The organism is Mesorhizobium sp. P2_A8 (genome assembly GCF_056404935.1).
The window spans coordinates 283,034-305,049 of the sequence record NZ_JBFUDB010000002.1 but is presented as its reverse complement, the minus strand read 5'-3'; the positions used below and the strand labels follow the sequence as shown (position 1 = coordinate 305,049).

The 22,016-nt window shown below is 63.3% G+C and carries 22 protein-coding genes; 10 read left to right on the top strand and 12 right to left on the bottom strand.

Features of this window, described 5'->3' with window-relative positions:
* Positions 1 to 139 precede the first annotated feature (139 nt).
* From AC1D10_RS08085 to AC1D10_RS08075, 3 genes are all read right to left on the bottom strand, one after another.
* Positions 140 to 748, bottom strand: a complete 609-nt coding sequence (locus AC1D10_RS08085; RefSeq protein ID WP_477270398.1) for a glutathione S-transferase family protein — start codon at positions 746 to 748, stop codon at positions 140 to 142.
* Between the two features lie 261 nt (positions 749 to 1,009).
* Positions 1,010 to 1,858, bottom strand: a complete 849-nt coding sequence (locus AC1D10_RS08080) for an EAL domain-containing protein (protein ID WP_477270396.1) — start codon at positions 1,856 to 1,858, stop codon at positions 1,010 to 1,012.
* Entirely contained in the window at positions 1,855 to 2,754 is a 900-nt protein-coding gene (locus AC1D10_RS08075) for an EAL domain-containing protein (protein ID WP_477270394.1), read from the bottom strand. Before AC1D10_RS08075 ends, AC1D10_RS08080 begins: the two co-directional genes overlap by 4 nt.
* 205 nt (positions 2,755 to 2,959) lie before the next feature.
* Between AC1D10_RS08075 and AC1D10_RS08070 the strand changes: the two genes are divergently transcribed.
* Complete coding sequence (locus AC1D10_RS08070; RefSeq protein WP_477270392.1) at positions 2,960 to 4,162, top strand: pyridoxal phosphate-dependent aminotransferase; 1,203 nt, start codon at positions 2,960 to 2,962, stop codon at positions 4,160 to 4,162.
* A 132-nt stretch (positions 4,163 to 4,294) separates the two neighbouring features.
* Here the strand turns inward: AC1D10_RS08070 and AC1D10_RS08065 are convergent, their stop codons facing one another.
* On the bottom strand, positions 4,295 to 4,690 hold the full coding sequence (locus AC1D10_RS08065) for a (R)-mandelonitrile lyase (protein ID WP_477270390.1): 396 nt from the start codon (positions 4,688 to 4,690) through the stop codon (positions 4,295 to 4,297).
* Positions 4,691 to 5,087: 397 nt separating this feature from the next.
* Between AC1D10_RS08065 and AC1D10_RS08060 the strand changes: the two genes are divergently transcribed.
* On the top strand, positions 5,088 to 7,139 hold the full coding sequence (locus tag AC1D10_RS08060) for an elongation factor G (protein WP_477270388.1): 2,052 nt from the start codon (positions 5,088 to 5,090) through the stop codon (positions 7,137 to 7,139).
* A 729-nt stretch (positions 7,140 to 7,868) separates the two neighbouring features.
* Positions 7,869 to 8,366 (top strand): methyltransferase family protein, encoded by a 498-nt coding sequence (locus tag AC1D10_RS08055; protein ID WP_477270386.1) that lies wholly within the window; start codon positions 7,869 to 7,871, stop codon positions 8,364 to 8,366.
* Positions 8,367 to 8,432: 66 nt separating this feature from the next.
* On the opposite strand, the gene AC1D10_RS08050 is transcribed toward AC1D10_RS08055, so the two are convergent.
* Complete coding sequence (locus tag AC1D10_RS08050; protein WP_379100701.1) at positions 8,433 to 9,329, bottom strand: LysR family transcriptional regulator; 897 nt, start codon at positions 9,327 to 9,329, stop codon at positions 8,433 to 8,435.
* Between the two features lie 80 nt (positions 9,330 to 9,409).
* Complete coding sequence (gene trxB, locus AC1D10_RS08045; protein ID WP_477270384.1) at positions 9,410 to 10,384, bottom strand: thioredoxin-disulfide reductase; 975 nt, start codon at positions 10,382 to 10,384, stop codon at positions 9,410 to 9,412.
* A gap of 251 nt (positions 10,385 to 10,635) precedes the next feature.
* On the opposite strand from trxB, the gene AC1D10_RS08040 reads away from it, so the two are divergent.
* Positions 10,636 to 11,115, top strand: a complete 480-nt coding sequence (locus tag AC1D10_RS08040) for an Lrp/AsnC family transcriptional regulator (RefSeq protein ID WP_477270382.1) — start codon at positions 10,636 to 10,638, stop codon at positions 11,113 to 11,115.
* A gap of 193 nt (positions 11,116 to 11,308) precedes the next feature.
* The gene (locus tag AC1D10_RS08035; protein WP_477270380.1) at positions 11,309 to 12,178 is read left to right on the top strand and encodes a glycosyltransferase family 2 protein; all 870 of its coding nucleotides are present in this window, start codon (positions 11,309 to 11,311) and stop codon (positions 12,176 to 12,178) included.
* Here the strand turns inward: AC1D10_RS08035 and AC1D10_RS08030 are convergent.
* The 4 genes from AC1D10_RS08030 to AC1D10_RS08015 all read right to left on the bottom strand — a co-directional run bounded on the left by AC1D10_RS08030 (position 12,109) and on the right by AC1D10_RS08015 (position 15,615).
* Positions 12,109 to 12,756 carry a D-glycero-alpha-D-manno-heptose-1,7-bisphosphate 7-phosphatase gene (locus tag AC1D10_RS08030; protein WP_477270378.1) on the bottom strand — a complete coding sequence of 216 codons (648 nt, stop codon included), beginning with the start codon at positions 12,754 to 12,756 and terminating at the stop codon, positions 12,109 to 12,111. The two genes, AC1D10_RS08035 and AC1D10_RS08030, sit on opposite strands and share 70 nt — an antisense overlap.
* A 12-nt stretch (positions 12,757 to 12,768) precedes the next feature.
* Positions 12,769 to 13,341, bottom strand: a complete 573-nt coding sequence (locus tag AC1D10_RS08025; RefSeq protein ID WP_477270376.1) for a D-sedoheptulose-7-phosphate isomerase — start codon at positions 13,339 to 13,341, stop codon at positions 12,769 to 12,771.
* Positions 13,342 to 13,348: 7 nt separating this feature from the next.
* The gene (rfaE1, locus tag AC1D10_RS08020) at positions 13,349 to 14,842 is read right to left on the bottom strand and encodes a D-glycero-beta-D-manno-heptose-7-phosphate kinase (RefSeq protein WP_477270374.1); all 1,494 of its coding nucleotides are present in this window, start codon (positions 14,840 to 14,842) and stop codon (positions 13,349 to 13,351) included.
* A gap of 140 nt (positions 14,843 to 14,982) precedes the next feature.
* Positions 14,983 to 15,615, bottom strand: coding sequence for a LysE family translocator (locus AC1D10_RS08015; protein ID WP_477270372.1), 633 nt, complete (start codon positions 15,613 to 15,615; stop codon positions 14,983 to 14,985).
* 163 nt (positions 15,616 to 15,778) lie between these two features.
* Between AC1D10_RS08015 and rfaD the strand changes: the two genes are divergently transcribed.
* From rfaD to waaC, 3 genes are read left to right on the top strand one after another with little or no spacing between them, the layout of a single operon-like run.
* On the top strand, positions 15,779 to 16,729 hold the full coding sequence (gene rfaD / locus AC1D10_RS08010; protein WP_477270370.1) for an ADP-glyceromanno-heptose 6-epimerase: 951 nt from the start codon (positions 15,779 to 15,781) through the stop codon (positions 16,727 to 16,729).
* Entirely contained in the window at positions 16,702 to 17,709 is a 1,008-nt protein-coding gene (gene waaF / locus AC1D10_RS08005) for a lipopolysaccharide heptosyltransferase II (RefSeq protein WP_477270368.1), read from the top strand. The genes rfaD and waaF overlap by 28 nt, the downstream gene beginning before the upstream one ends.
* The gene (gene waaC / locus AC1D10_RS08000; protein ID WP_477270366.1) at positions 17,706 to 18,680 is read left to right on the top strand and encodes a lipopolysaccharide heptosyltransferase I; all 975 of its coding nucleotides are present in this window, start codon (positions 17,706 to 17,708) and stop codon (positions 18,678 to 18,680) included. Before waaF ends, waaC begins: the two co-directional genes overlap by 4 nt.
* 137 nt (positions 18,681 to 18,817) lie before the next feature.
* Here the strand turns inward: waaC and greA are convergent, their stop codons facing one another.
* The gene (gene greA, locus AC1D10_RS07995; RefSeq protein ID WP_379100728.1) at positions 18,818 to 19,291 is read right to left on the bottom strand and encodes a transcription elongation factor GreA; all 474 of its coding nucleotides are present in this window, start codon (positions 19,289 to 19,291) and stop codon (positions 18,818 to 18,820) included.
* A 305-nt stretch (positions 19,292 to 19,596) separates the two neighbouring features.
* Positions 19,597 to 20,133 (bottom strand): tetratricopeptide repeat protein, encoded by a 537-nt coding sequence (locus AC1D10_RS07990; protein WP_477270364.1) that lies wholly within the window; start codon positions 20,131 to 20,133, stop codon positions 19,597 to 19,599.
* 144 nt (positions 20,134 to 20,277) lie between these two features.
* On the opposite strand from AC1D10_RS07990, the gene AC1D10_RS07985 reads away from it, so the two are divergent.
* Together AC1D10_RS07985 and AC1D10_RS07980 are read left to right on the top strand one after the other, a co-directional pair.
* Positions 20,278 to 20,703, top strand: coding sequence for a DUF3775 domain-containing protein (locus AC1D10_RS07985; protein ID WP_111542941.1), 426 nt, complete (start codon positions 20,278 to 20,280; stop codon positions 20,701 to 20,703).
* 186 nt (positions 20,704 to 20,889) lie between these two features.
* A complete protein-coding gene (locus tag AC1D10_RS07980; RefSeq protein ID WP_477270949.1) occupies positions 20,890 to 21,915 on the top strand; it encodes an extensin-like domain-containing protein in 1,026 nt (341 codons plus the stop codon).
* The last annotated feature ends 101 nt before the right edge of the window (positions 21,916 to 22,016 follow it).

Below are 22,016 nucleotides of genomic sequence, written 5' to 3'. Positions count from 1 at the left end.
AGTGCGGCCTCAAGGCTGCCCGCCGCCAAACCCAATTGTGAAAAAGGCTGGCGCTGCCCCTGATCTGGCTGCCGCCATCTTCTCCCCATAGGGACGGGAGAAGGATGCTTTCGCCGAAGTTTTTTGGCCAATCGCCGAGTTAGCCCAGCCATTCCATCGGCACGTGCCCCGGATCCGCCTCAACCCTCTTCAGCCAGCCCGCGACCGCTGGATAGGCGTCGAGTTGGAAGCCGCCCTGCTCCGCCGTGTGCGTATAGGCATAGAGCGCGATGTCAGCGACGCTGAGCGCGTCGCCGGCAAAGAAGGCACTGTTTTCCAGATGCTTGTTCATCACGCCGAGCGCCTTGTTGCCGCGCTCCAGCGTCACCGCCAGCCGCTCCGGCGTCGCATCCCTGGCGCGTTCGGGAAAGGTCAGCAGCGCCTTGCGCACGGCGATGTAGGGCTCGTGGCTATATTGCTCGAAGAACAGCCATTGATAGGCCAGCCCCCGCTCATATTTGTCCGCCGGCAGGAAGCGCGTGCCTTCGGCGAGATAGAGCAGGATGGCGTTGGATTCGGCCAGCCGCCGGCCATCGTCGAGTTCGAGCAGCGGCACCATGGCGTTCGGGTTCTTGGCGACATAGTCGGGCTTGCGGGTGTCGCCGGTGTGCGAACTCACCTCGACATTGGTGAAGGTGAGCCCAAGCTTGGCCATCAGCAGGCGCGGCTTGTAGCAATTGCCGCTGTCGATCATGCCGTAAAGGATCATTGTCAGTCCTCGAAGCGCTGCCTCTGCCGGCGCGATTATCGCAGCGACTCCAGCCGCAACCAATGATTTGTTTTGGCACGACCATCAGCGCCGCTGATGTGATGAACTTTGCAGGCCGCTCAAGGGCGTGTTGAGATTCAGGTCAGGCCGGAGCCGAGAATTGTGGATTCCGAGAACCGGAGCGGAGCGTACTTAAAGTACGTGAGCACCGGAAGCGCAGGAATCCGCCATTCGCAGGCCTCATCTGAATATCGACGCGCCCTAGCCGAACAGCGGCACCACCTTGCTATCCCTGCCCAGCAGCGTGTCGATGGCGAGCGGCTTTTCGTCGAAGATGGTGCCAGCAAGTGCCGGCCGGGCGAGAAGAAAACCCTGCAGCAGGTCGACGCCGCCTTCGAGCGCAACGCGCAGATGGGTGGGCTGCTCGATGCCTTCGACCAGCACCTTGGCACCGCGGTCGTGCAAGGTCGAAACCAGCGGGCGGAAGAACCGCTCGGCGGCGGCATGGCGGCAGAACTCGGCGAACCAGGTGCCGTCGATCTTGACGATGTCGGGATGGAGCAGGCTGACCCGCTCCGCGGTCGAGTGGCCGGTGCCGAAATCGTCGATGGCAACGCGCATGCCGTCGCGGCGCATTTCGCGCACCAGCCTGGTGAGAAGCGCGTCGTCGGCCGCCTGTTCGGTGATTTCGCAGACCAGCATGGCTGGCGCGAGGCCGAACTCGCCGAGATGCCGGGTCATCAGCCGGATCTCGGCCAGCGCCCGCCCGGGATGGTCGTTGATCAGCGGATTGTAATTGAAGAACAGATCGAGCCCGTCGACGCCGATGTTGTGAAAATTCCTGAGGTGCAGCGCCCGGCACATTGTCTCGACAAACAGCCGGTCGGAGGCGGCAATGCTTTCGAAAAACACCTTCGGCGCACTGGGGCGGCCGGCACGGTGCGGCTCGATCAGCGCTTCGACCGCGACGGCGTGAAGGAAGCGGCCTTGCGGTGCAAAAATCGGCTGATAGGCGCTGCGCAGCCGGAACTCGCCATGGATGCCATACTCGATGCCGACCTCGTCGGCAAAGATCGCATCGCCGACATTGCGCCGCCGCTCGGGCCTCATGGCGTCACCCTGCGCCCGAAGGCTTTCGCCCCCCGCCGCGTTGCTTGCGGTGGAGCCGGTTGGACAGGCGCGGCTCCAACGACCGCGGCGGTGGGGTGCTGCGTGGTTTTGCCGAAGACGCGAAAGCTGGTCGGCGCCAGCTCGGGCCGCGCCAGCACGAAACCCTGCACCATCGACGCTCCCGATTTCTCGGCGAGTTCCAGTTGCCAGCCCTCCTCGATGCCCTCGAACACCGTGCGGATGCCTTGCTCCTCGAAGCTTTTGACCATGGTGGTCAGCAGCGCGAAACCGGCCCCGGACTCCATCAGCTGCGTGATCCAGTAGGCGTCGAACTTGACGATGTCGGGCTTCAGCTCCCTGATGCGGTTGATGTCGGAATCGTCGGCGCCGTAATCGTCGACGGCGATGCGAAAGCCGTTGCCCCTCAGCGCGGCGACGAAGCTGTGCAGGGTTTCCTGCGACGCCGACCGCTGCTCGGTCACTTCGCAGACCACCCGGCCTGGATCGATACCAGCCTCATGCAGCACCAGCCGCATTTCGCGCAAGGCATTGTCGGCAACGATCCGCTCGGTGAACACCGACGGGTCGAAATTGACGAAGATCGCCGCCTCCTGCGGCAGGCAGGCGCCGGCGTTCAGAAGGTGCAGCGTCCTTGTCAGCGCCTCGATATGCAGGCGATCGGCGGCCGGGCAGGTGCTGAAAAAGCTCATCGGCGATTGCGGCTCGCCATCGCGGAACGGCCGGATCAGCCCTTCGAACGCGGCCACCGACAGCTTGCCTTCGTTGAAGGCAAAGATCGGCTGGAAGGCGCTTTGCAGCGTGTAGATGCCCCAGACACCGGTGGAGGTGCCGTCGTCCTGGCGGATGATGTGGGCAAGCCCGATGCTGCGCGACACGGTTCCTCGCTCCGCGAAACTGGCGGATTGGTGTGCGATCCTGCCACGCAAGCGTCTACCGCTCGTTAATGAATTTATTGTTGCCGATCACGGGTCCTTGAGATCTGGATCAGCCGACAATGCTTGCACTGCGCGACATCATGCGACATGAGAAGCGCCGCGGCCGTTCCTGGCCGTGCCGATCCTCTATGGAGAGTTCAAGGTCATGGCCTTTCTTGCCGACACCCTTTCCCGCGTAAAGCCTTCCGCCACCATCGCGGTGACGCAGAAAGCGCGCGAGTTGAAAAATGCCGGCCGTGACATCATCGGCCTCGGCGCCGGCGAGCCTGATTTCGACACGCCCGACAACATCAAGAATGCGGCGATCGAGGCGATCCGCCGTGGCGAAACCAAGTATCCACCGGTTTCGGGCATCGTGCCGCTGCGCGAGGCAATCGCGAAAAAGTTCAAGCGCGAGAACAACCTCGACTACAAGCCCGAGCAGACCATTGTCGGCACCGGCGGAAAGCAGATCCTGTTCAACGCCTTCATGGCGACACTGAACCCCGGCGACGAGGTCATCATCCCGCGTCCCTACTGGGTCAGTTATCCCGAGATGGTGGCGATCTGCGGCGGCACGTCGGTGTTTGCCGATACGTCCATCGACAACGGCTTTAAGCTGACCGCCGCTGTGCTGGAAAAGGCGATCACGCCGCGCACAAAATGGCTGCTGATGAACTCGCCGTCGAACCCGTCGGGTGCTGCCTACACCGAGGCCGAACTGCGCGCGCTGGCCGACGTGCTGTTGAAGCACCCTCATGTCTGGACGCTGACCGACGACATGTATGAGCACCTGACCTATGGCGACTTCGTCTTCAAGACCATCGCCGAGGTCGAACCGAAGCTCTACGAGCGCACGCTGACCATGAACGGCGTGTCGAAAGCCTATGCCATGACCGGCTGGCGCATTGGCTATGCTGCAGGCCCCGTCCAGCTGATCAAGGCGATGGACATGATCCAGGGCCAGCAGACATCGGGCGCCTGCACCATCGCCCAATGGGCGTCGGTCGAGGCGCTCAATGGCCCGCAGGACTTTATCGCCAGGAACAAGGCGATCTTCCAGGGCCGGCGTGACCTCGTCGTGTCGATGCTCAACCAGGCGCGCGGTATAACCTGCCCATCGCCGGAAGGCGCCTTCTATGTCTATCCGTCCTGCGCCCAGCTGATCGGCAAGAAGACCAAGGCCGGCAAGGTGATCGACACCGACGAAACCTTCTGCTCGGAACTGCTCGAGGCCGAAGGAGTCGCGGTGGTGTTCGGCTCGGCTTTCGGCCTTGGTCCGAACTTCCGCATCTCCTACGCCACTTCGGAGACGCTGCTTGAGGAAGCCTGCACCCGCATCCAGCGCTTTGCGGCATCGCTGACCTGATCAGCCAGTCTTGAAAGTGAAAACCCGGCTTCACCGCCGGGTTTTTTGTTGCCAGCGACTTCTGCTTCGCCTCGCTGGCCGAAAGCGCCTCGGGCTTGACTAGAATTCCCGAATTCCTCACCGGCTTGGCACTCAGCCGCCATATTGCGCTGGCGTCACCTCCTCCAGCCAGTCGGCGTGGACGCCGTCCAGCGCCTCTTGCATGGCAATATGCGTCATCGTCGATTTCGGCGCCGCGCCGTGCCAGTGCTTTTCGCCAGGCGCAAAGGAAATGACATCGCCGGCCCTGATTTCTTGGACCGGCTCGCCCCATGTCTGGGCAAGGCCGGCGCCTGAGGTGACATAGAGTGTTTGGCCGAGCGGATGCGTGTGCCAGTGGGTGCGCGCGCCCGGCTCGAAGCTGACCAGCGTGGCCCGCAGCCGCGCCGGCGCCTCCTTCTCGATGATCGGCGTCTGCAGCACGCGGCCGGTGAAGTACTTTTCCGGCGCTGCGATGGTCGGCACGCTGCCGCAGGCAATGATCTTCATGGTGGTGATCCTGGAACTGGTGAAGCGATCGGCAACAAACACCGCCCGACCTTGAGGCAAAACCGCATTTGAGGCGAAACGCATTCTCGGCCGATATCACCCCTGGCGCAACCGGCCGTTTCGCCCGCCGCCGCAAGACCCGTTTTCTCACCCTGGCCATGGCCGCTGGCGGCAATCGGTTCCAGGTTTTTTCCGGCCGCCCGCGGCGTAACGCCAGGCTCTATTTTTCTTGCTCTGCCGGCAAACAAGTGGGACGATGGCTTTGGGCAGGTGGCGAAACCAAAAGAACCCCGCCCGCGACGGTCGAACAGGCCGGCCGCCGCTCAGGACCGATCGACCACGCCTGAACCATGCATGCCAGTCGGTCCTACGGGAAACGCCTGAGTGGAGGTCAGTCATGGGTACTCGCGCCGGAGGACGACGCACGGGACCGAAATGCATTGCCATAGTCGGTCCCTTCGCAAGCGGTAAGACGACACTTCTCGAAGCCATATTGGCCCGCACGGGCTCCATCCCCCGACAAAATCCCGTCTCATCGGGCAACACCGTTTCAGATTATTCGCCGGAGGCGCGCGCCCACGCCATGAGCGTCGAGGCGACGATCGCCACCACCGAATTCATGGGCGAGCAGATTACCTTCGTCGATTGTCCCGGCTCCATCGAATTCTCCTTCGAGGCCGAACCGGTGCTGGCCGCATGCGACCTCGCGGTGGTCGTTGCCGAGGCCGACGAAAAGAAGATCCCTGCCCTGCAGCTGATCATGCGCAAGCTCGACGATCTCGGCGTGCCGCGTATCCTGTTCCTCAACAAGGTCGACAAGGCAATCGCCGGCGTGCGCGACACGCTGAAGATGCTGCAGCCGGCAAGCTCGGTGCCGTTGCTGCTGCGCCAGATTCCGCTGCGCAAGGACGGCGTCGTCATCGGCTCGATCGATCTCGCGCTGGAGCGCGCCTACATCTATCGCGAATATGCCGAGAGCGAGGTGGCTGAGATACCCGGCGACGACAAGGCGCGCGAACTGGAGGCGCGCTTCTCGATGCTGGAGACGCTGGCCGACCATGATGACCAGCTGATGGAACAGCTGCTCGAGGAGATCGAGCCGCCCAAGGACGCCGTCTTCGACGACCTCGCCGCCGATCTGCGCGATGGCGCGGTAACGCCGGTGCTGATCGGCACCGCCGAGAAAGGCAACGGCGTGCTGCGCCTCTTGAAGGCGATCCGTCACGACGCACCCGACATCGAGGCGACCCGCAAACGACTCGGCGCGCCTGATGGCGCGGCAACGGTGGCTCAGGTGATGAAGACAATCCATACGCCGCATGGCGGCAAGCTGTCGGTGTCGCGCATCCTATCCGGCCAGGTCGTCGACGGCTCCGAACTCTGGCTGCCCGGCGGCGACACGGCGAAAGTTTCCGGCATCTACCGAATGCTCGGCAAAGACCAGGTCAAGCTTACCATCGCCAAGGCCGGCGACACCGTGGCGCTGGGCAAGCTGGACGAGGTCAAGACCGGTCAGACTCTGACCTCGGCCAAGGGCGGTACCAAACAGCTGTTCGAATTCGAGCCGCCGCAGCCGGTCTTCGCATTCGCCCTGCGCCCCAAGGAGCGCAAGGACGAGGTGAAGATGTCGGCCGCCATCCAGCGGCTGGCGGAGGAAGACCCCTCGCTCAGCCTGCGCCACAATCAGGACTCGGCCGAGACCGTGCTGTCAGGCCATGGCGAAATGCATCTGCGCGTCGTGCGCGAGCGGCTGGAGGGCAAGAACCAGATCCCGGTCGAAGGCCATGCTCCGGCGGTGCCCTATCGCGAGACGATCCGCAAATCGGCGCAGCAGCGTGGCCGTCACAAGAAACAGTCCGGTGGCCATGGCCAGTTCGGCGACGTGGTGATCGAGATCAAGCCGCTGCCGCGCGGCACGGGCTTCCAGTTCACCGACACCATTACCGGCGGCGTCGTGCCGAAGACCTACATCCAGTCGGTCGAGACTGGCGTGCGCGACTATCTGAAGTCCGGCCCGCTCGGCTTTCCCGTCGTCGATGTCGCGGTCAATCTTTCGGACGGCTCCTACCACGCGGTCGATTCCTCCGACATGGCCTTCCAGATGGCGGCCAGGCTGGCGATGAAGGAAGGCATGGCCGCCTGCTCGCCGGTGCTTCTGGAACCGGTGATGAAGGTCGAGATCGTCACGCCGTCCGACGCGACCTCGAAGATCATCGCGCTCATCCCGCAGCGGCGCGGCCAGATCCTCGGCTACGACGCGCGGCCTGACTGGCCGGGATGGGATGTCGTCGAGGCAACCATGCCGCAGGCCGAGATCGGCGATCTGATCATCGAATTGCGCTCAGCGACCGCGGGCGTCGCCAGCTATCGCGCCGTCTTCGACCACATGGCCGAACTCACCGGCCGTCTCGCTGATGAGGCGATGAACGCCAACGGCAAGGCTGCTTGATTCCGTCGCGGTGCCAACGCCCCTCGAACCTCGGTTCGAGGGGCCAAAATGAAAACGACGCCCGGCGGGACCGGACGTCGTTTTATTGCGGACCGTTTCCTTGGGAGGTAAAAACGGCAGGTCCGCCGCATCTGGCGCCGCCGAGCTTCGGCGGCAGAAATGGTTCGGACGCGGTAGCCGCCTGAGCCCGGGCCGTCCGAGTGATGCCCCCATCTCCCGCACGACCACACCGCGTCCTATGGTCTGCATAGCAGGTGTTGGGCGTCCGTGTCATGTTACCTGAGGTTACATGACACTGTTACGCGGAAATTCTGACAAATTTTTGAGTTGCCCAGGCAGGGCTCCGGCAACAAAAAAGCCGGATCAACGAAGATCCGGCTGAGTTTGATTGGAAGTGCCTGTTAAGGCTAACCTCCAGAGGGGAACACTCGAGGGCGCTAATGGGAGGAGAACGCGCCCAGGAGATGATCTATATATGTGCTCATCATGCCCAAGAAACAAGCATCTATTTTGCAACACACGCATGCAAAAAGACGCAGGCTGTGGTCTAACCCGTATCCGAGACCAATAGGACCAGCAAAATCACCGAAAACGAGCGCTAGGTGCCCCGATTCACACTACAGAATCGCCAATCACGATCGGTTTCTGGTCTGAAATGTCAAAATCGCGTGATGACTTGGAAGCAGGCAGCACGCGTTCATTTCTCAGGCAGTCAAGGGGAAGCATCCAATGCGTACGGTTTCGGCGATTGCCGGCAGCGCGGCATTCTTCGTCGCCGCACCCGGCGTGGTTGCCGGGCTCGTGCCCTGGCTGTTGACCGATCGTTGGGGCTTGCCATGGTCGAGTCTGCCGGGCTTTGTCCCTGTCGGCGGCCTCCTGATCGTTGCCGCGATCGCTGCGCTGCTGCATGCCTTCGCCTGCTTTGCGCTCGAGGGCCTGGGCACGCCCGCTCCGGTCGCGCCGACCGAGAGACTGGTGATCGGCGGCATTTACCGCCATGTCCGCAACCCGATGTATGTCGCGGTGCTGTCGATCATCCTCGGTCAGGCGCTGCTGTTCTCGAGCTGGACGCTTGCCGCCTACGCCGTCATCGGCGCGATCGCCATGGTGTCGTTCGTCAGGGTCTACGAGGAGCCGACATTGGCCCGACGCTACGGCGCGCAATACGAGACCTACCGCCAAAACGTGCCCGGCTGGCTGCCGCGGCTGACACGCTGGCGTGGCTGAGCCGAAGAAACGAGCGGCCTCAGGATACGTTGAGATTGAGGTCAGGCCGAGCCGATCGACATGACCTCAGAAGGACCAGCTACGGGCCTTGGCAATGATGAAATCGCGGAACACATGCAGCTTGGCCTGGTTCTTCATCGCATCGGGATAGGCGAAATAGGTGTCGAAGGACGGCACCTCGGTCTCGGGCAGCAATTGCACCAGGTCGGAGTCCTTGCTGATCACATAGTCGGGCAGCATGGCGATGCCGGCACCACCTTGCACCGCACGCTTGATCGACAATATGTCGTTGATCTGCAGCGTCGGCACCCTTTGTCCGCCTTCGAAATCGCCAACCGTTTCCAGCCAGTTCAGCTCCGACAGATGCGACGGCACCGGCACGCCGAAGGTGACGATGCGATGGCTCTTCAGCTCGGCCACCGAAGCCGGCTTGCCGTGCTTGGCGACGTAGGTGGGTGAGGCATAGAGGTGGAAGTGCACGGTGAACAGGCGGCGCTGGATCAGGTCCGGCTGCTGCGGCTGGCGCAGCCGGATGGCGCAATCGGCTTGGCGCATGGTGAGGTCGAGCTCCTCGTTGGCGAGGATCAGCTGCAGGCTGATTTCGGGGTAGAGCTCGATGAACTCCTGCACGCGCTCGGTCAGCCAGCCGGCGCCCAGCCCGACGGTGGTCGTCACACGGAGCACGCCGGAGGGGCGATCCTTGGTCTCGGTCAGCCGCGACTTGATGGTCTCGAGCTTCATCAGCACGTCATGCGCCGTGCGGAACAGCATTTCGCCCTGCTCGGTCAGCACGAGACCGCGGGCGTGGCGGTTGAACAGCGGCACGCCGACATCATGCTCGAGCGCGCTGACCTGCCGCGAGATCGCCGATTGCGACAGATGCAATGTCTCGGCCGCGTGGGTAAACGACCCCGCCTCTGCCGCAGCGTGAAACACGCGTAGCTTGTCCCAGTCCAACGCCATGATACCCCTCGTTCTGTTTTTGGCGTCTGAATGAAAAATCAGGCTTTTACACGGCGTTTCTAAGCCGCTTTCTGAACTCTTTACTCCGCCGCTTCGCGGTGCACTTCGATACCGGCCAGATACTTTTCCGCCTCGAGCGCTGCCATGCAGCCGAGCCCCGCCGCCGTCACCGCCTGGCGGTAGATGTCGTCGGTCACGTCGCCCGCCGCGAACACGCCGGGCACGTCGGTGCGGGTCGAATCGGGCGCCGTCCACAGATAGCCGTTCGGCTTCTGCTTTAGCTTGCCGGCAAACAGCTCGACCGCCGGCGCGTGGCCGATCGCCACGAACACGCCGTCGACCTTGAGATGCGTTTCCTGGCCGGTCACCGCATTGCGCAGCTTCAGCCCCTCGACCGAAGGCGGCAGTGGCGTCTTGCCGGGACGACCGGTGATCTCGTCCACGATCGTGTCCCAGATGACGCGGACATTGTCCTTCTTCAGCAGCCGCTCGCGGAGGATGCGCTCGGCGCGGAAATCGTTGCGCCTGTGGATGACTGTCACGCTCTTGGCGAGGTTCGACAGATAGAGCGCCTCTTCCACCGCCGAATTGCCGCCGCCGATCACCGCGACATCCTTGCCGCGATAGAAGAAACCGTCGCAGGTGGCGCAGGCCGACACGCCGAAGCCCATGAATGTCTGTTCAGTCGGAATGCCCAGCCATTTGGCTTGCGCACCGGTTGCGATGATCAGCGCGTCGGCGGTGTAGGTGGTGCCGGAATCGCCCTTGGCGCGGAACGGCCTCACATTGAGGTCGACCTCGGTGATGATGTCGTTGATGATGTCGGTGCCGACATGTTCGGCCTGCTTCAGCATCTGCTCCATCAGCCACGGACCCTGGATCGGATCGGCAAAGCCGGGATAGTTCTCGACGTCGGTGGTGATCATCAGCTGGCCACCCTGCTGCAGGCCGGCGACCAGCATCGGCTTCAGCATGGCGCGGGCGGCGTAGATCGCCGCCGTGTAGCCGGCGGGGCCGGAACCGATGATGAGAACGGGCGCGTGCTTGGTGGTCATATGGAAGCCTCTGCGGAGGGCTGCCGGCAATTGCGGCATGGAAAACTCGTCGATATCGCGCGTAATGTAAGTGTTGCCCACGACGCCAGCAAGGCAGGTTGGCGTTCGTCCCCGGAAAGCTTTGTCGCACCCTGTCCCTGCTTTGCCCCTCCGAAATATTTCGAGCAAGGGATGGAATGGACAGCGAAGTCGTTTAATTACAAAATCACGCAAGATTCTTGCGTATTGCCCCTGACTTATCGAGAGCCCTCATGCCGCTCAAGGCCGATCTCGACGCCATCGACTGGAAGATCCTGCGCGAACTTCAGGCCGATGGGCGCATGACCAATGTCGAACTGTCGAACCGCGTCGGCATTTCGGCGCCGCCTTGTCTGCGCCGCGTCAAGCGGTTGGAGGAAGCCGGCATCATCCGCGGCTACCGCGCCCTGCTCAACGCGCCGGCGCTTGGCCTCGATGTCGTCGCCTTCTGCCTGATCGGCCTGCATCACCAGGCCGACGCCGAGCTGCGCACCTTTGCCGAACGCACCCGCAGCTGGCCGATCGTGCGCGACGCCTGGATGGTGTCGGGAGAATCCGATTTCCTGCTGCATTGCGTGGCGAGCGACCTCGGCGCCTTCCAGACCTTCGTCATCGAGGAGCTGACGTCGACCCCGAACGTCGACACGGTGCGCACCGCGCTCACCATCCGCCGGGTCAAGGACGAAGGGCTGGTCTCGTTTGCACAGCCTTGAGGCCGGTCGACGGCAGCCCCACATCGTGCCTGGCCGATGCGGGCTGCGGGCTTTGCCATATCAGAGCCGCTTTGGCATTCGATGGGCTCTGGTGTAGAAAGCCTGATCGTTCTGCCGTGGCCGTCCGGAATTGCGTAAAAGCAGATGGCGCAAGCAGCTTAAATTCCGAGAGCAGTGTGCCGTGGATGGGACTATGACTCGATTTTCTAGCCCGGTTTCGGCGCTTGTCATCTGCATGAACGAAGCCAAGATGATCGGGCCGTGCCTGGAAAGCGTCGACTTCTGCGCCGAGATCGTCGTCGTCGATTCGGGTTCGACCGATAACACCCTGGACATCATTCAGGAGTTCATCGCCAAGGGCTACCCGATCAGGCTATTCCACAACGACTGGCCGGGGTTTCCACGTCAGCGGAAATTCGCGCTCGATCAGGCTACGCAGCCATGGTGTCTTTCGATCGAAGCCGATGAGGCCGTCGACGACCTGCTCAGGCAGTCGATCATGACCGTGACGCAGCCCCAAAATGACGTCTTCGACGGATGGTACGTAAGGCGTCGCGACAAGTTGAAGGGCTATGGCTATGCACACCGCTGGGTGCTGCACAACCGCCTGCTGCGTCTTTTCCGCCGTGACAAGGCCACCATGGACATCAACTTGCGGGTCCATGAATCGTTCGAGGTGCCGGGCGAAACCAACACGCTTGAAAGTGGCGTGCTGTTGCATCGTCGCGAAGTGACTGTCGCGGAGGACCTGGCAAGGGCCAACACCTACTCCAGCCTCAAGGTTGCCACGCTGGTCGAGAGAGGCCAGAAGCCTGGCCTGATAAGGCTGGTCCTGTCACCGCTCGGCAACTTCCTGAAGTTCTACGTGGCCAAGCGCTACTTCCTGTGCGGCCGGCATGGCTTCGTCTATTCGATGATGGTGATGGTGTATTCGTTCGCCACCGAGGCCAAGCTTTATGAAGCTTCGCGAGACAACGATCCGGACTTGAGCGGTCACGACTCGCCTGACACGGCGCCCAGTGCCGCTATTGCGGCGAGCAGGCCGCCGAAATCCTCGCGGTAGCACCAGGGCCTGACCGCGAAGCCGGATTGAACGGCCGCTTCGCCGTCGACCAGCCAGCCCTGCGAGAGGCCGGCGCGCTGTCCCGCCTCCATGTCCGCCTGCTTGTCGCCGACGATCAGCGAACGTCGTAGATCGAGCCCGAGACGTCTGCCCGCCTCCAGCAGCATGCCTGGATTGGGCTTGCGCATCGGATGGTCGGCGATCGCAAGCGGCCCCTCGCCCGCCTCGTGATAGGCGCAGGCCAGGACCATGTCGACGGACGCGTTGTCGGCGGCGAGCAGGTCGAGCACGCGGCCGTTGACCGCGGCGAACTCGCTCCAGCCGAAATAGCCGCGCGCGATGCCCGATTGGTTGGTGACGATGATGACGGGAATGTTGGCCTGATTGGCGACACCGATCGCCGCGGCGATATCCTCGCGCAGCACAATTTCGGCCGGATCATCGGGATAGTCGGTATCGACATTGATGGTGCCGTCGCGATCGAGGAACAGCGCCGGAGTGCCGGCCGGAAAAATCCTGGCGCCGATCCGCTCGACCCACAGTCCGGGCTCCTGGAGCGGATAGGGTCCGGACTTCACGACAGCGTCCGGTCAGCCATTGCTGAGACGCGCTTCGACCACTTCGCACAGATGATGATAGAGGCACAGATGCCCCTGCTGGATGATCGGCGTCGAGGTCGAGGGCACGTTGAGCAGGATGTCGGACAGCGGCTTGAGCTTGCCGCCGGTGTCGCCGGTCAGGCTGATCACCGTCATGTCCATCATCCGCGCCTGTGCGGCGGCGGCGAGGATGCTCGGCGAATTGCCACTGGTCGAGATTGCCAGCAGGACGCCGCCCGCCGAGCCATGCGCCTCGACCTGGCGCGAAAACACCGTGTCGAAGCCGTAATCATTGCCCCAGGCGGTCAGCACCGCGGCATTGGCCGGCAGCGCGATGACATTGTAGGCCTTGCGCTCCTTCAGGAAGCGGCCGACCAGCTCGCCGGCGATGTGAATGGCATCGCTGGCGGAACCGCCATTGCCGCAGATCAGCAAGGCCTTGCCCGACGAAAGTGCCGTCACGACGGCGCTCGCCGCCCGCTCCATCTCGCTGGTCAGGTCGCGCTCGACCATGGCGGAAATCGCGGCCGCCGAGCGGACCAGGTAGTCGTTCAAGTCAGACATGAATTCCTCAGCTTGTGGTGCCGCCGGCACGCAATTTGCCAATGGTGCTGGTGGTGCTTTTGCCGGCGACGAGATCGACCAGCACGACGCGCCCGCCCGCCTTCTGCACCACATCGGCACCGACCACGGTGTCGATCGTGTAGTCGGCGCCCTTGACCAGTATGTCGGGCAGCAGCGCTCCGATCAGCGCCAGCGGCGTATCCTCCTCGAACACCACGACCGCATCGACCGAGGCAAGGGCGGCGAGCACGCAGGCGCGGTCATGCTGGTCGTTGACCGGCCGCCCGGCACCCTTCAGCCGCCGCACCGAGGCATCGCTGTTGAGGCCGAGCACCAGCCGGTCGCACTGGCTGCGCGCCGCGTGCAGCAGACTGACATGACCGGCATGCAGTATGTCGAAACAGCCATTGGTGAAGCCGACGCTCAGTCCTTCTTCCTTCCACGCCGCCACCATGCGCGCGGCCGACGTCGCATCGAGGATGGCGTCCTTGTGGGCGGTCGGTCCATGCGAACGGAACAGCGCGCCGGTGAGCTCCTCGACCGTCAGCCGCGCGGTGCCGCGCTTGCCCACCACGACGCCGCCGGCGGCGTTGGCGATCGAGGCCGCGGCAACAGGATCGGCACCGGCGGCCAGCGCCAGCGCGAAGCTCGCGATCACTGTGTCGCCGGCGCCCGAAACGTCGAACACTTCGCGCGCCTGGGTGGCGATGTGGCGCGCCTCGGTCGGGCCGACCACGCTCATGCCCTTTTCGCTGCGCGTTGCCACGACGAAGTCGAAGCCATGCGCCGAAATCAACTGGCGTGCCGCCGCCACGATCTCCTCATCGGCGAACACCGCATGGCCGACAGCTTCGCCAAGCTCCTTGCGGTTGGGGGTGATGGCGGTCGCTCCGGCATAGCGCGCATAGTCGCGGCCCTTCGGGTCGACCAGCACCGGCTTTCCCGCCTCGCGGCAGATGGCGATCAGGTCGCCGGCGACGCCGTCGAGCAATGTGCCCTTGCCGTAGTCGGACAGTATGACGATGTCGGCGCGCGTCAGCGCGTCGCGGAAATGCCGGATCAGGCTCGCCCGCTCCGCGACGCCGAGCGGCTTGATCTCCTCCTCGTCGAAGCGCAGCACCTGCTGGTTGAGAGCGCTGAAGCGGCTCTTCGACGAGGTCAAGCGGCCACGCTCCTGCGCCAGGCCCGCCGTGTCGGCGCCGAGTTCGTGCAGCATGCGCACGAGATTGTCGCCGGCGGCGTCGGTGCCGATCACCGACACTGGAATGGCAGATGCGCCGAGCGAGACGATGTTGGCGACGACATTGCCGGCACCACCCATCGTCGAGGTCTCACCGCGCCCGTGCAGCACCGGGATCGGCGCTTCCGGCGAGATCCGCTCGATGACACCATTGACGAAACGGTCGAGGATGAAGTCGCCGACCACCAGCACGGTGGCCTGGCCGAATCGCGCAATGGCGCGGTGCAGGGGTTCGGGAGAAGGCGGATTGTGCTTGATCATGTCACTGGCAACGCGTGGAAAGGCCGATTTCAATCTTGCTGGGTATCATCAATTGACGGGCCCGATCGTTCATGGCGAAGCCGATATACCGCAATTCCGCGCAGCGCAACGGCAGGCCATGGCCGCGATGGCCCGGGCGGTCAGCTCTTCTGCAAGGCGACATGGACACCCAACCCGACCAGAACCGCGCCGCCGGCCCTCTGCATCAGGCGCTGTGCGCGGCTCGAGCGCCGCAAACGGCCGATCACGGCACCCGCCAGGAACACGCCGACGACGTCGGCCGAAGAGAACATCAGATTGACGATAGTGCCCAACACCACGAATTGCAGCCAGACCGGGAATGCCGCCGAGGCGTCGATGAACTGCGGCAGGAACGCCATGAAGAAGATCGCAGTCTTGGGATTGAGCACCTCGACGGTGATGCTCTCGAAAAAGGCACGGCGGGCGGACTTCCGCTCGATCGAGGGCAGCGCCGCATCGCCCTCCACGCGCTTGCGGAACAGCGAAACGCCGAGCCAGATCAGGTAGAGCGCGCCGACCAGCTTGACCGCCATGTAGAGCGTCGGCACCGCGTGAAACAGCACCGACAGGCCGGCGGCGGCGGCGAAGACATGCACATAGCCGCCCAGATGAATGCCAAGTGCCGCCGTCAGGCCGGACCAGCGGCCGCGCGCCATCGTCTGCGCGGCTGCGTAGAGCATGGCCGGGCCGGGAATGTAGGCGAAGATCGCCGTGGTGGCGAAAAACGCGATGAGCAGTTCGGTCGATGGCATTCTTTTGTCCTCACGATCATGCCAGGCGGCACATACCGACAGAAGCGGAAGCTTTGCGGCGCCACTGTGACATCCGCTCCACTGCCTGCTTTATCGACAGCCCACCCTGCCTCCCTTATAAGGGCCGGAATCGGCAAGCGAAACGCGTATCAGGGCCAACAATATGATCATCGTCACAGGCGGCGCCGGCATGATCGGCTCCAACATCGTCGCCGCGCTCAACGCCGAAGGCCATGACGACATCCTGGTCGTCGATGACCTGACCGACGGGCACAAGATTTCCAATCTCGCCGATTTGCAGATAGCCGACTATCTCGACAAGGATGATTTCCTGCCCCGCATGGAGGCAGGCTCGCTCGGTCGCATCGAAGCCGTCTTCCACCAAGGCGCCTGCTCGACCACCACCGAATGGAACGGCAAGTTCATGATGGAGGTGAACTACGCCTTCTCGAAACGGCTGCTGCATGCCAGCCAGACGCTGCGCGTGCCGTTCCTCTACGCTTCCTCGGCGTCCGTCTATGGCGGTGGCGCCGAGTTTCGCGAGGATCCGGCGTTGGAGCGGCCGCTCAACGTCTATGCCTATTCCAAGAAGCTGTTCGACGACTATGTCAGGCGCACCGTCTTCGATGCCGACCATTCGCAGGTTGCCGGCCTGCGCTACTTCAACGTCTATGGCCCGCGCGAGGCGCACAAGGGCGCCATGGCCTCAGTCGCCTTCCACCTGTTCAACCAGGTCGAACGCGGCGAGAATCCGAAACTGTTCGGCGCCTATGACGGATTCGGACCGGGTGAACAAAGCCGCGACTTCATCCATGTCGGCGACGTCGCCGACGTCAATCTGTGGCTGTGGAAGCGGGGCGAAAGCGGCATCTTCAATTGCGGCACCGGCCGCGCCCAGCCGTTCCGCGCCATCGCCGAAACGGTGATCGACACGCTTGGCAAGGGCGAGATCGAGTTCATCGAATTTCCCGACCACCTCAAGGGCAGCTACCAGAGCTTCACGCAAGCTGATATGTCCCGTTTGCGCGCGATCGGTTACAATGGCCAATTCCGGACAGTGGAAACCGGTGTCAGAGACTATGTCGAATGGCTGAAAGCCCAACGATCCTCGTGATCGGCCCACGCTGGGTGGGCGACATGGTGATGGCGCAGTGCCTGTTTTCGGCGCTGAAAGAGCTGCATCCCAACGCCGCGATCGATGTGCTTGCGCCGGCCTGGGCCGCACCGCTGGTCAAGCGCATGCCCGAAATCCGCCAGCAGATCGACTTTCCGCTCAAACCCGGCGCGCTCGAATTCACCCATCGCCGCCGTTTCGGCCGCCTGCTTCGCGGCCGCTACGACATGGCTTATGTCCTGCCGGGCAGCTGGAAATCGGCACTGATCCCATTCTTTGCCCACATTCCGCGCCGTTTCGGTCATCTGCGCGAAATGCGCTATGGCCTGCTGACCGACATCGTGCCGCTGCCCGATGCCGTCAAACGACGCACCGCGCAGGCCTATTTCGGCCTCGCACAGGGCGGCAGCTTCCGGGCGCCACGTCTGACCGTGGACATCAAAAGCCAGGTCACCCTACTCGACCGTTTCGGGCTGGCGCCGCAGAAATTCGTTGCCCTGATGCCTGGTGCCGAATTCGGCCCGGCCAAGCGCTGGCCGAGTGAAAGCTATGCCGGGCTTGCCCGTGACCTTATGGCGAAGGGCTTGAAGGTGGCGCTGTTCGGATCGAAGAACGACCGCGACGTGACGGCGGAGATCGTAGCCCTTGCCCCTGGCGTTGTCGACCTCGCCGGCCAGACGCGGCTGGAAGACGCCATCGACCTGATATCGGCGGCAAGACTGGCGGTGTCCAATGACAGCGGACTGATGCATGTCGCCGCCGCCGTCGGCACGCCGATCGTCGCCGTCTACGGCTCGACCTCGCCGCAAAATACGCCGCCGCTGGCCGAGCGCCGGGAACTGGTCTGGCTCGGCCTGTCCTGTTCGCCCTGCCACCAGAAGGTCTGCCCGCTCGGCCACCTCAACTGCCTGAAGACGCTCGAAGTCGGGCAGGTAGCGGCGGCGGCGGAGCGCCTGCTGGAACTGCCGGCGGCCGCATGAAGGTCCTCATCGTCAAGACGTCGTCGATGGGCGATGTCATCCACACCTTTCCGGCGGTCGAGGATGCCCGCCTCAACCGGCCGGACGTATCCTTCGACTGGTGCGTCGAAGAGGCATTCGCCGGCATCGTGGCTTTGCATCCGGCGATCGACAGGATCCACACGGTGGCGATCCGGCGCTGGCGCAAGGCACTGCTCGACGGCGACACCTGGCGCGAGGCGGCCGCGTTGCGCCGCGCCTTGCGCGAATGCCGCTACGACCTCGTCATCGATGCGCAAGGTCTGCTGAAATCGGCTCTGGTGGCACGACAGGCCGGCGCACCAATCGCCGGCTTCGACCGCTCGAGCGCGCGCGAACCGTCTGCGACGCTGTTCTACGACGCCACCAACACCGTGCCGCGCGACCTGCACGCCATCGAACGGACGCGGCGGCTGTTCGGGCTGGCGCTCGGTTACCAGCCCGATCTTTCGGCACTGGATTCCGGCATCGTGCCGCCAGTTAGCGATATCGCGGGCATCGGTGGCAGAACCGCCTTCCTGCTGCACGGCACCAGCCGCGAAGACAAGAAATGGCCGGCCGAAGACTGGATCGAAACCGCCCGCCTGCTGGTTGAAAGGGAAATGACGCCGGTCACCACCTGGTCGAACGAACGTGAGAAGGGCGTGGCCGAAGCAATAGCCGGAGCCGTTCCATCCACGATCCTGGTGCCCAAATCGCCGCTTGCCGACATCGCCGCGATCATCGGCCGCTCGACCTTGGTCGTCGGCGCCGACACCGGTCTCACCCATCTCGCCAGTGCCTTCGGCCTGCCGACGGTTGCGGTGTTCCTAGCGACCGAGCCCGGTCTCACCGGCCCGCGCGGGCCATATGCGTCGACGCTTCTGGCGGCGCCTGGGGAACGAGTGACGCCGGCGAAGGTGATGGCGGAGACCGAAAAGCTATTGGCACTCAAATTACGAGCGCCGGCTTAGGACCTTTCAGAAGCTCTGGCGAATAGCGCGGTTCTTCGGCGTCGCCCCGCGACGAGAGGAGCGTACTTTTAAGTACGTGAGCACCGGAAGCGAAGAAACCGCGCTAGTCGGCCTCCAGAGTAGAATTATCAAAGGTCCTAGATGAACTGCACCTGGACGATCTCATAACCCCTTGCACCGCCGGGCGCGTTGACCTCGATGGCGTCGCCGACTTCCTTGCCGATGAGCGCGCGCGCGATCGGGGAGGAGATCGAGATGCGGCCGGACTTCACGTCGGCTTCCTGGTCGCCGACGATCCGGTAGGTCTTCTTTTCCTCGGTGTCCTCGTCAACCAGCACCACGGTGGCGCCGAACTTGATCTTGTCGCCGGTGAGCTTGCTGACATCGATCACTTCGGCGCGCGCGATATAATCTTCGAGCTCGTTGACCCGGCCCTCATTGAGGCTCTGTGCCTCTTTGGCGGCATGGTATTCGGCATTTTCGGAAAGGTCGCCATGCGAGCGCGCCTCGGAGATGGCCTCGATGATGCGCGGCCGCTCTTCCTGCTGACGCCAGCGCAGCTCTTCCTTCAATGACGCGAACCCCTCGCCTGTCATCGGGACCTTGTTCATGATGCCTGACCTTTCCTGCCGCCACCCCCGCGTTTCGGGGAAAGCCTTGTCGATGGGTACAAAAAGAAAACGGTCCGACAGCCTCGGGCTAACGGAACCGTTTCACCGCAATTTCCTTGAATATAGCAATCTTCGCGGGTTTTTCACGCCAAAAAATCGGTTTTGCAAAAATCATCTACCGCTTTCACAAATGCCGTTGCTGCTTTTGCAAATGCGGTCGGGGTCAAATGCCAATTGCGGATGGCCGGCAACAAAAATCCGGCCGCGATCGCTCGCGGCCGGATTGAGAAGCATAGGGGGCCGAATCAGCTCCGCATGAAATGATCGATCTGCTCCGACAGCATGCCGTATTCGCGCGACCCCTTGCCGGTCCGCTTCTCGATCTCCATCAACTGCTGCTGGGCGCCGGCCAGATCGCCGATCTGCAGATGCGCCTCGCCGAGATACTCGCGCACCAGTGTATAGTTGGGATCGATGCGCAGCGCTTCCTCATAATAGCCGAGGCCGACGGTGACGCGGCCGGAATGGCGGTGCGAGTAACCGAGATAGTTGAGGATGCGCGGATCCTGCTTGTTGGCGGCGAGGCTGAGCACGGCGATCGCCTCGTCATAGCGCCCGGCCAGCGCCAGCGCATGGCCTGCATCATAGATGCTGTCGTCGTCCAGCATGCCTTCCTGGGGTGCGACGCACTTTTTCTTCTTCTTGTCCCAGACTTCGCCCTTCTTGCACTGGGTGACAGTCTGATCGCTGCCACCACTGCTGCCGGCGGTGAACGCCGGAACGGCAAGGAACTGCAGCGCGACAAGGGCAGTCGCCGCCTGGATCAGCATTCTTTTATGCATCGAAGCCTCCTTGAGGGGTGAGAATGCAACACTAACGCCGGATGGCCTGGGTTTCATCCCGGAAAAAAGCATACGGCAGAACATCAGGTGACGGATGCTGTAAATCCGCTATCATCCAAGCAAACGACCTGACGGAGACGGCCCGTGCAGCGGCGGCTTGAAAAGGACTGGGAGCTTTCGATCGGCCCCGACACCGTGCGCCTGTTTATCCTCAAGGCCAAGGCACTGAGTGCCGCCGTCAACGAGGATTATGCCGATGGCGCCGAGCATGAGGTCGAACTCGATGGCGAAGCGCATGCCAACCACCATCATGACGGCCTCGCCGAGGAGAGTTCCGAAAACCTCACCGAGGAAGAGCTGCGTGAGTTGATCAACGATCTCAATGTCGATGAGGCAGCCGAACTGGTCGCGCTGGCCTGGGTCGGTCGCGGCGACTACGACGCCGCCGAATGGGTGGACGCGCTTGCCGCGGCGCGCGAACGCGCCAACAAACGCACGGCGAAGTATCTGCTTGGCATGCCGCTGCTTGCCGACTGGCTGGAGGAAGGGCTGGAAGCGATCGGCGCGTAACGCCGTGGTTACCGTTCGTGATGGGGCGCAGGCAACCTCCTTGCGTTGGCGCCGTTGACGGCGATGGCGTCGTTTATCTTTTCCCAAACCTGCAGGGTAGCATTGGTCGTGGCCGTCACGGCTATGCTGGTTGCGCCAGCCGACGCCAGGCATCGCCACCGGCACCACAAGCTGCGTGCGCCGCATGTGGAGCAGCCGCTGACACCGCGGGTCGACCAGCCGCTGAAACGGCGGGCCGAGCGACCGCCGAAACGGCGGAGCGAGCTGCAGGTCAAGCCGAGCCAGACACAGCAGAAAACGCTGGAGCCGCTGCCATCGCTTGCCGTTGTTCCCGTGCCTGAGCCACGCCCGCCGGACGCGCCGAAGGCCGACGCTTCGAAGACCGAGGGCAGCCAGAAGACGGAAGCTCCAGGGAGCGGCGCAGCGGGCCGGTTTAATGAAGGAAAATCCCATCAAAAAAAGCAGGCGCGCCCCGAACCGTCTGCCGACGCGGAAAGCGAGCCGGAGCCGCCGCCTGTAGCACCGACGCCGCCACAAAAGCCCGACACCGCAGAACCTGAGGTTCAGCCGCCGGCCATCGCCCCGCAACCGCCACAAAAGCCGGCCGATGCAGGCGACAAGAAAATGCTCCCCGACCCGCGCTCGGCCGATCTTCCCGACGCGAAAATGCCGGAAGAGGAAGTCGCTTGCCGCGAGCGGCTGAAGACGCTCGGCGTCGAGTTCGAGGAGCACAAGGCGGAAAGCAATCCCGAAATCGGCTGCTCGATCCCTTACCCGATCGTGCTGAAGTCACTTGGCAAGTCGATCGCCATCGCTCCCGGCACCGAGCTCAATTGCCCGATGGCCGAGGTTGCCGCGCGTTTTGCCGCAAATGTCATCCAGCCAGCCGCGAAAGCCGATTTCGGCGCCGATCTGAAATCGATCAACCAGGCATCGGCCTTTGTCTGCCGGCCGCGCAACGGCACAAGAAAACTGTCGGAACACGCCTTCGGCAACGCACTCGACATCGCCAGCTTCACGTTGTCGGACGGCAAGAGGATCGACGTTGGCCCGACGCCGCCGGAAAAGGACGCGAAATTCCTCAACGCCGTGCGCAAGGCCGCCTGCGGGCCGTTCAAGACCGTGCTCGGGCCAGGCGCCGACCCCGACCATGCCTTGCATTTCCATCTCGATCTCGAACCGCGCCGGCATGGCGGCACATTCTGCCAGTGAGCGTTGGCCAGTGCCGCAATTCAGCCGCAGGCGTGAACGCAGGCGCTGAGTTTTCCTTTACCCTTGATCGTTAAAATGCCGGATATCTGGAAACAGGATTC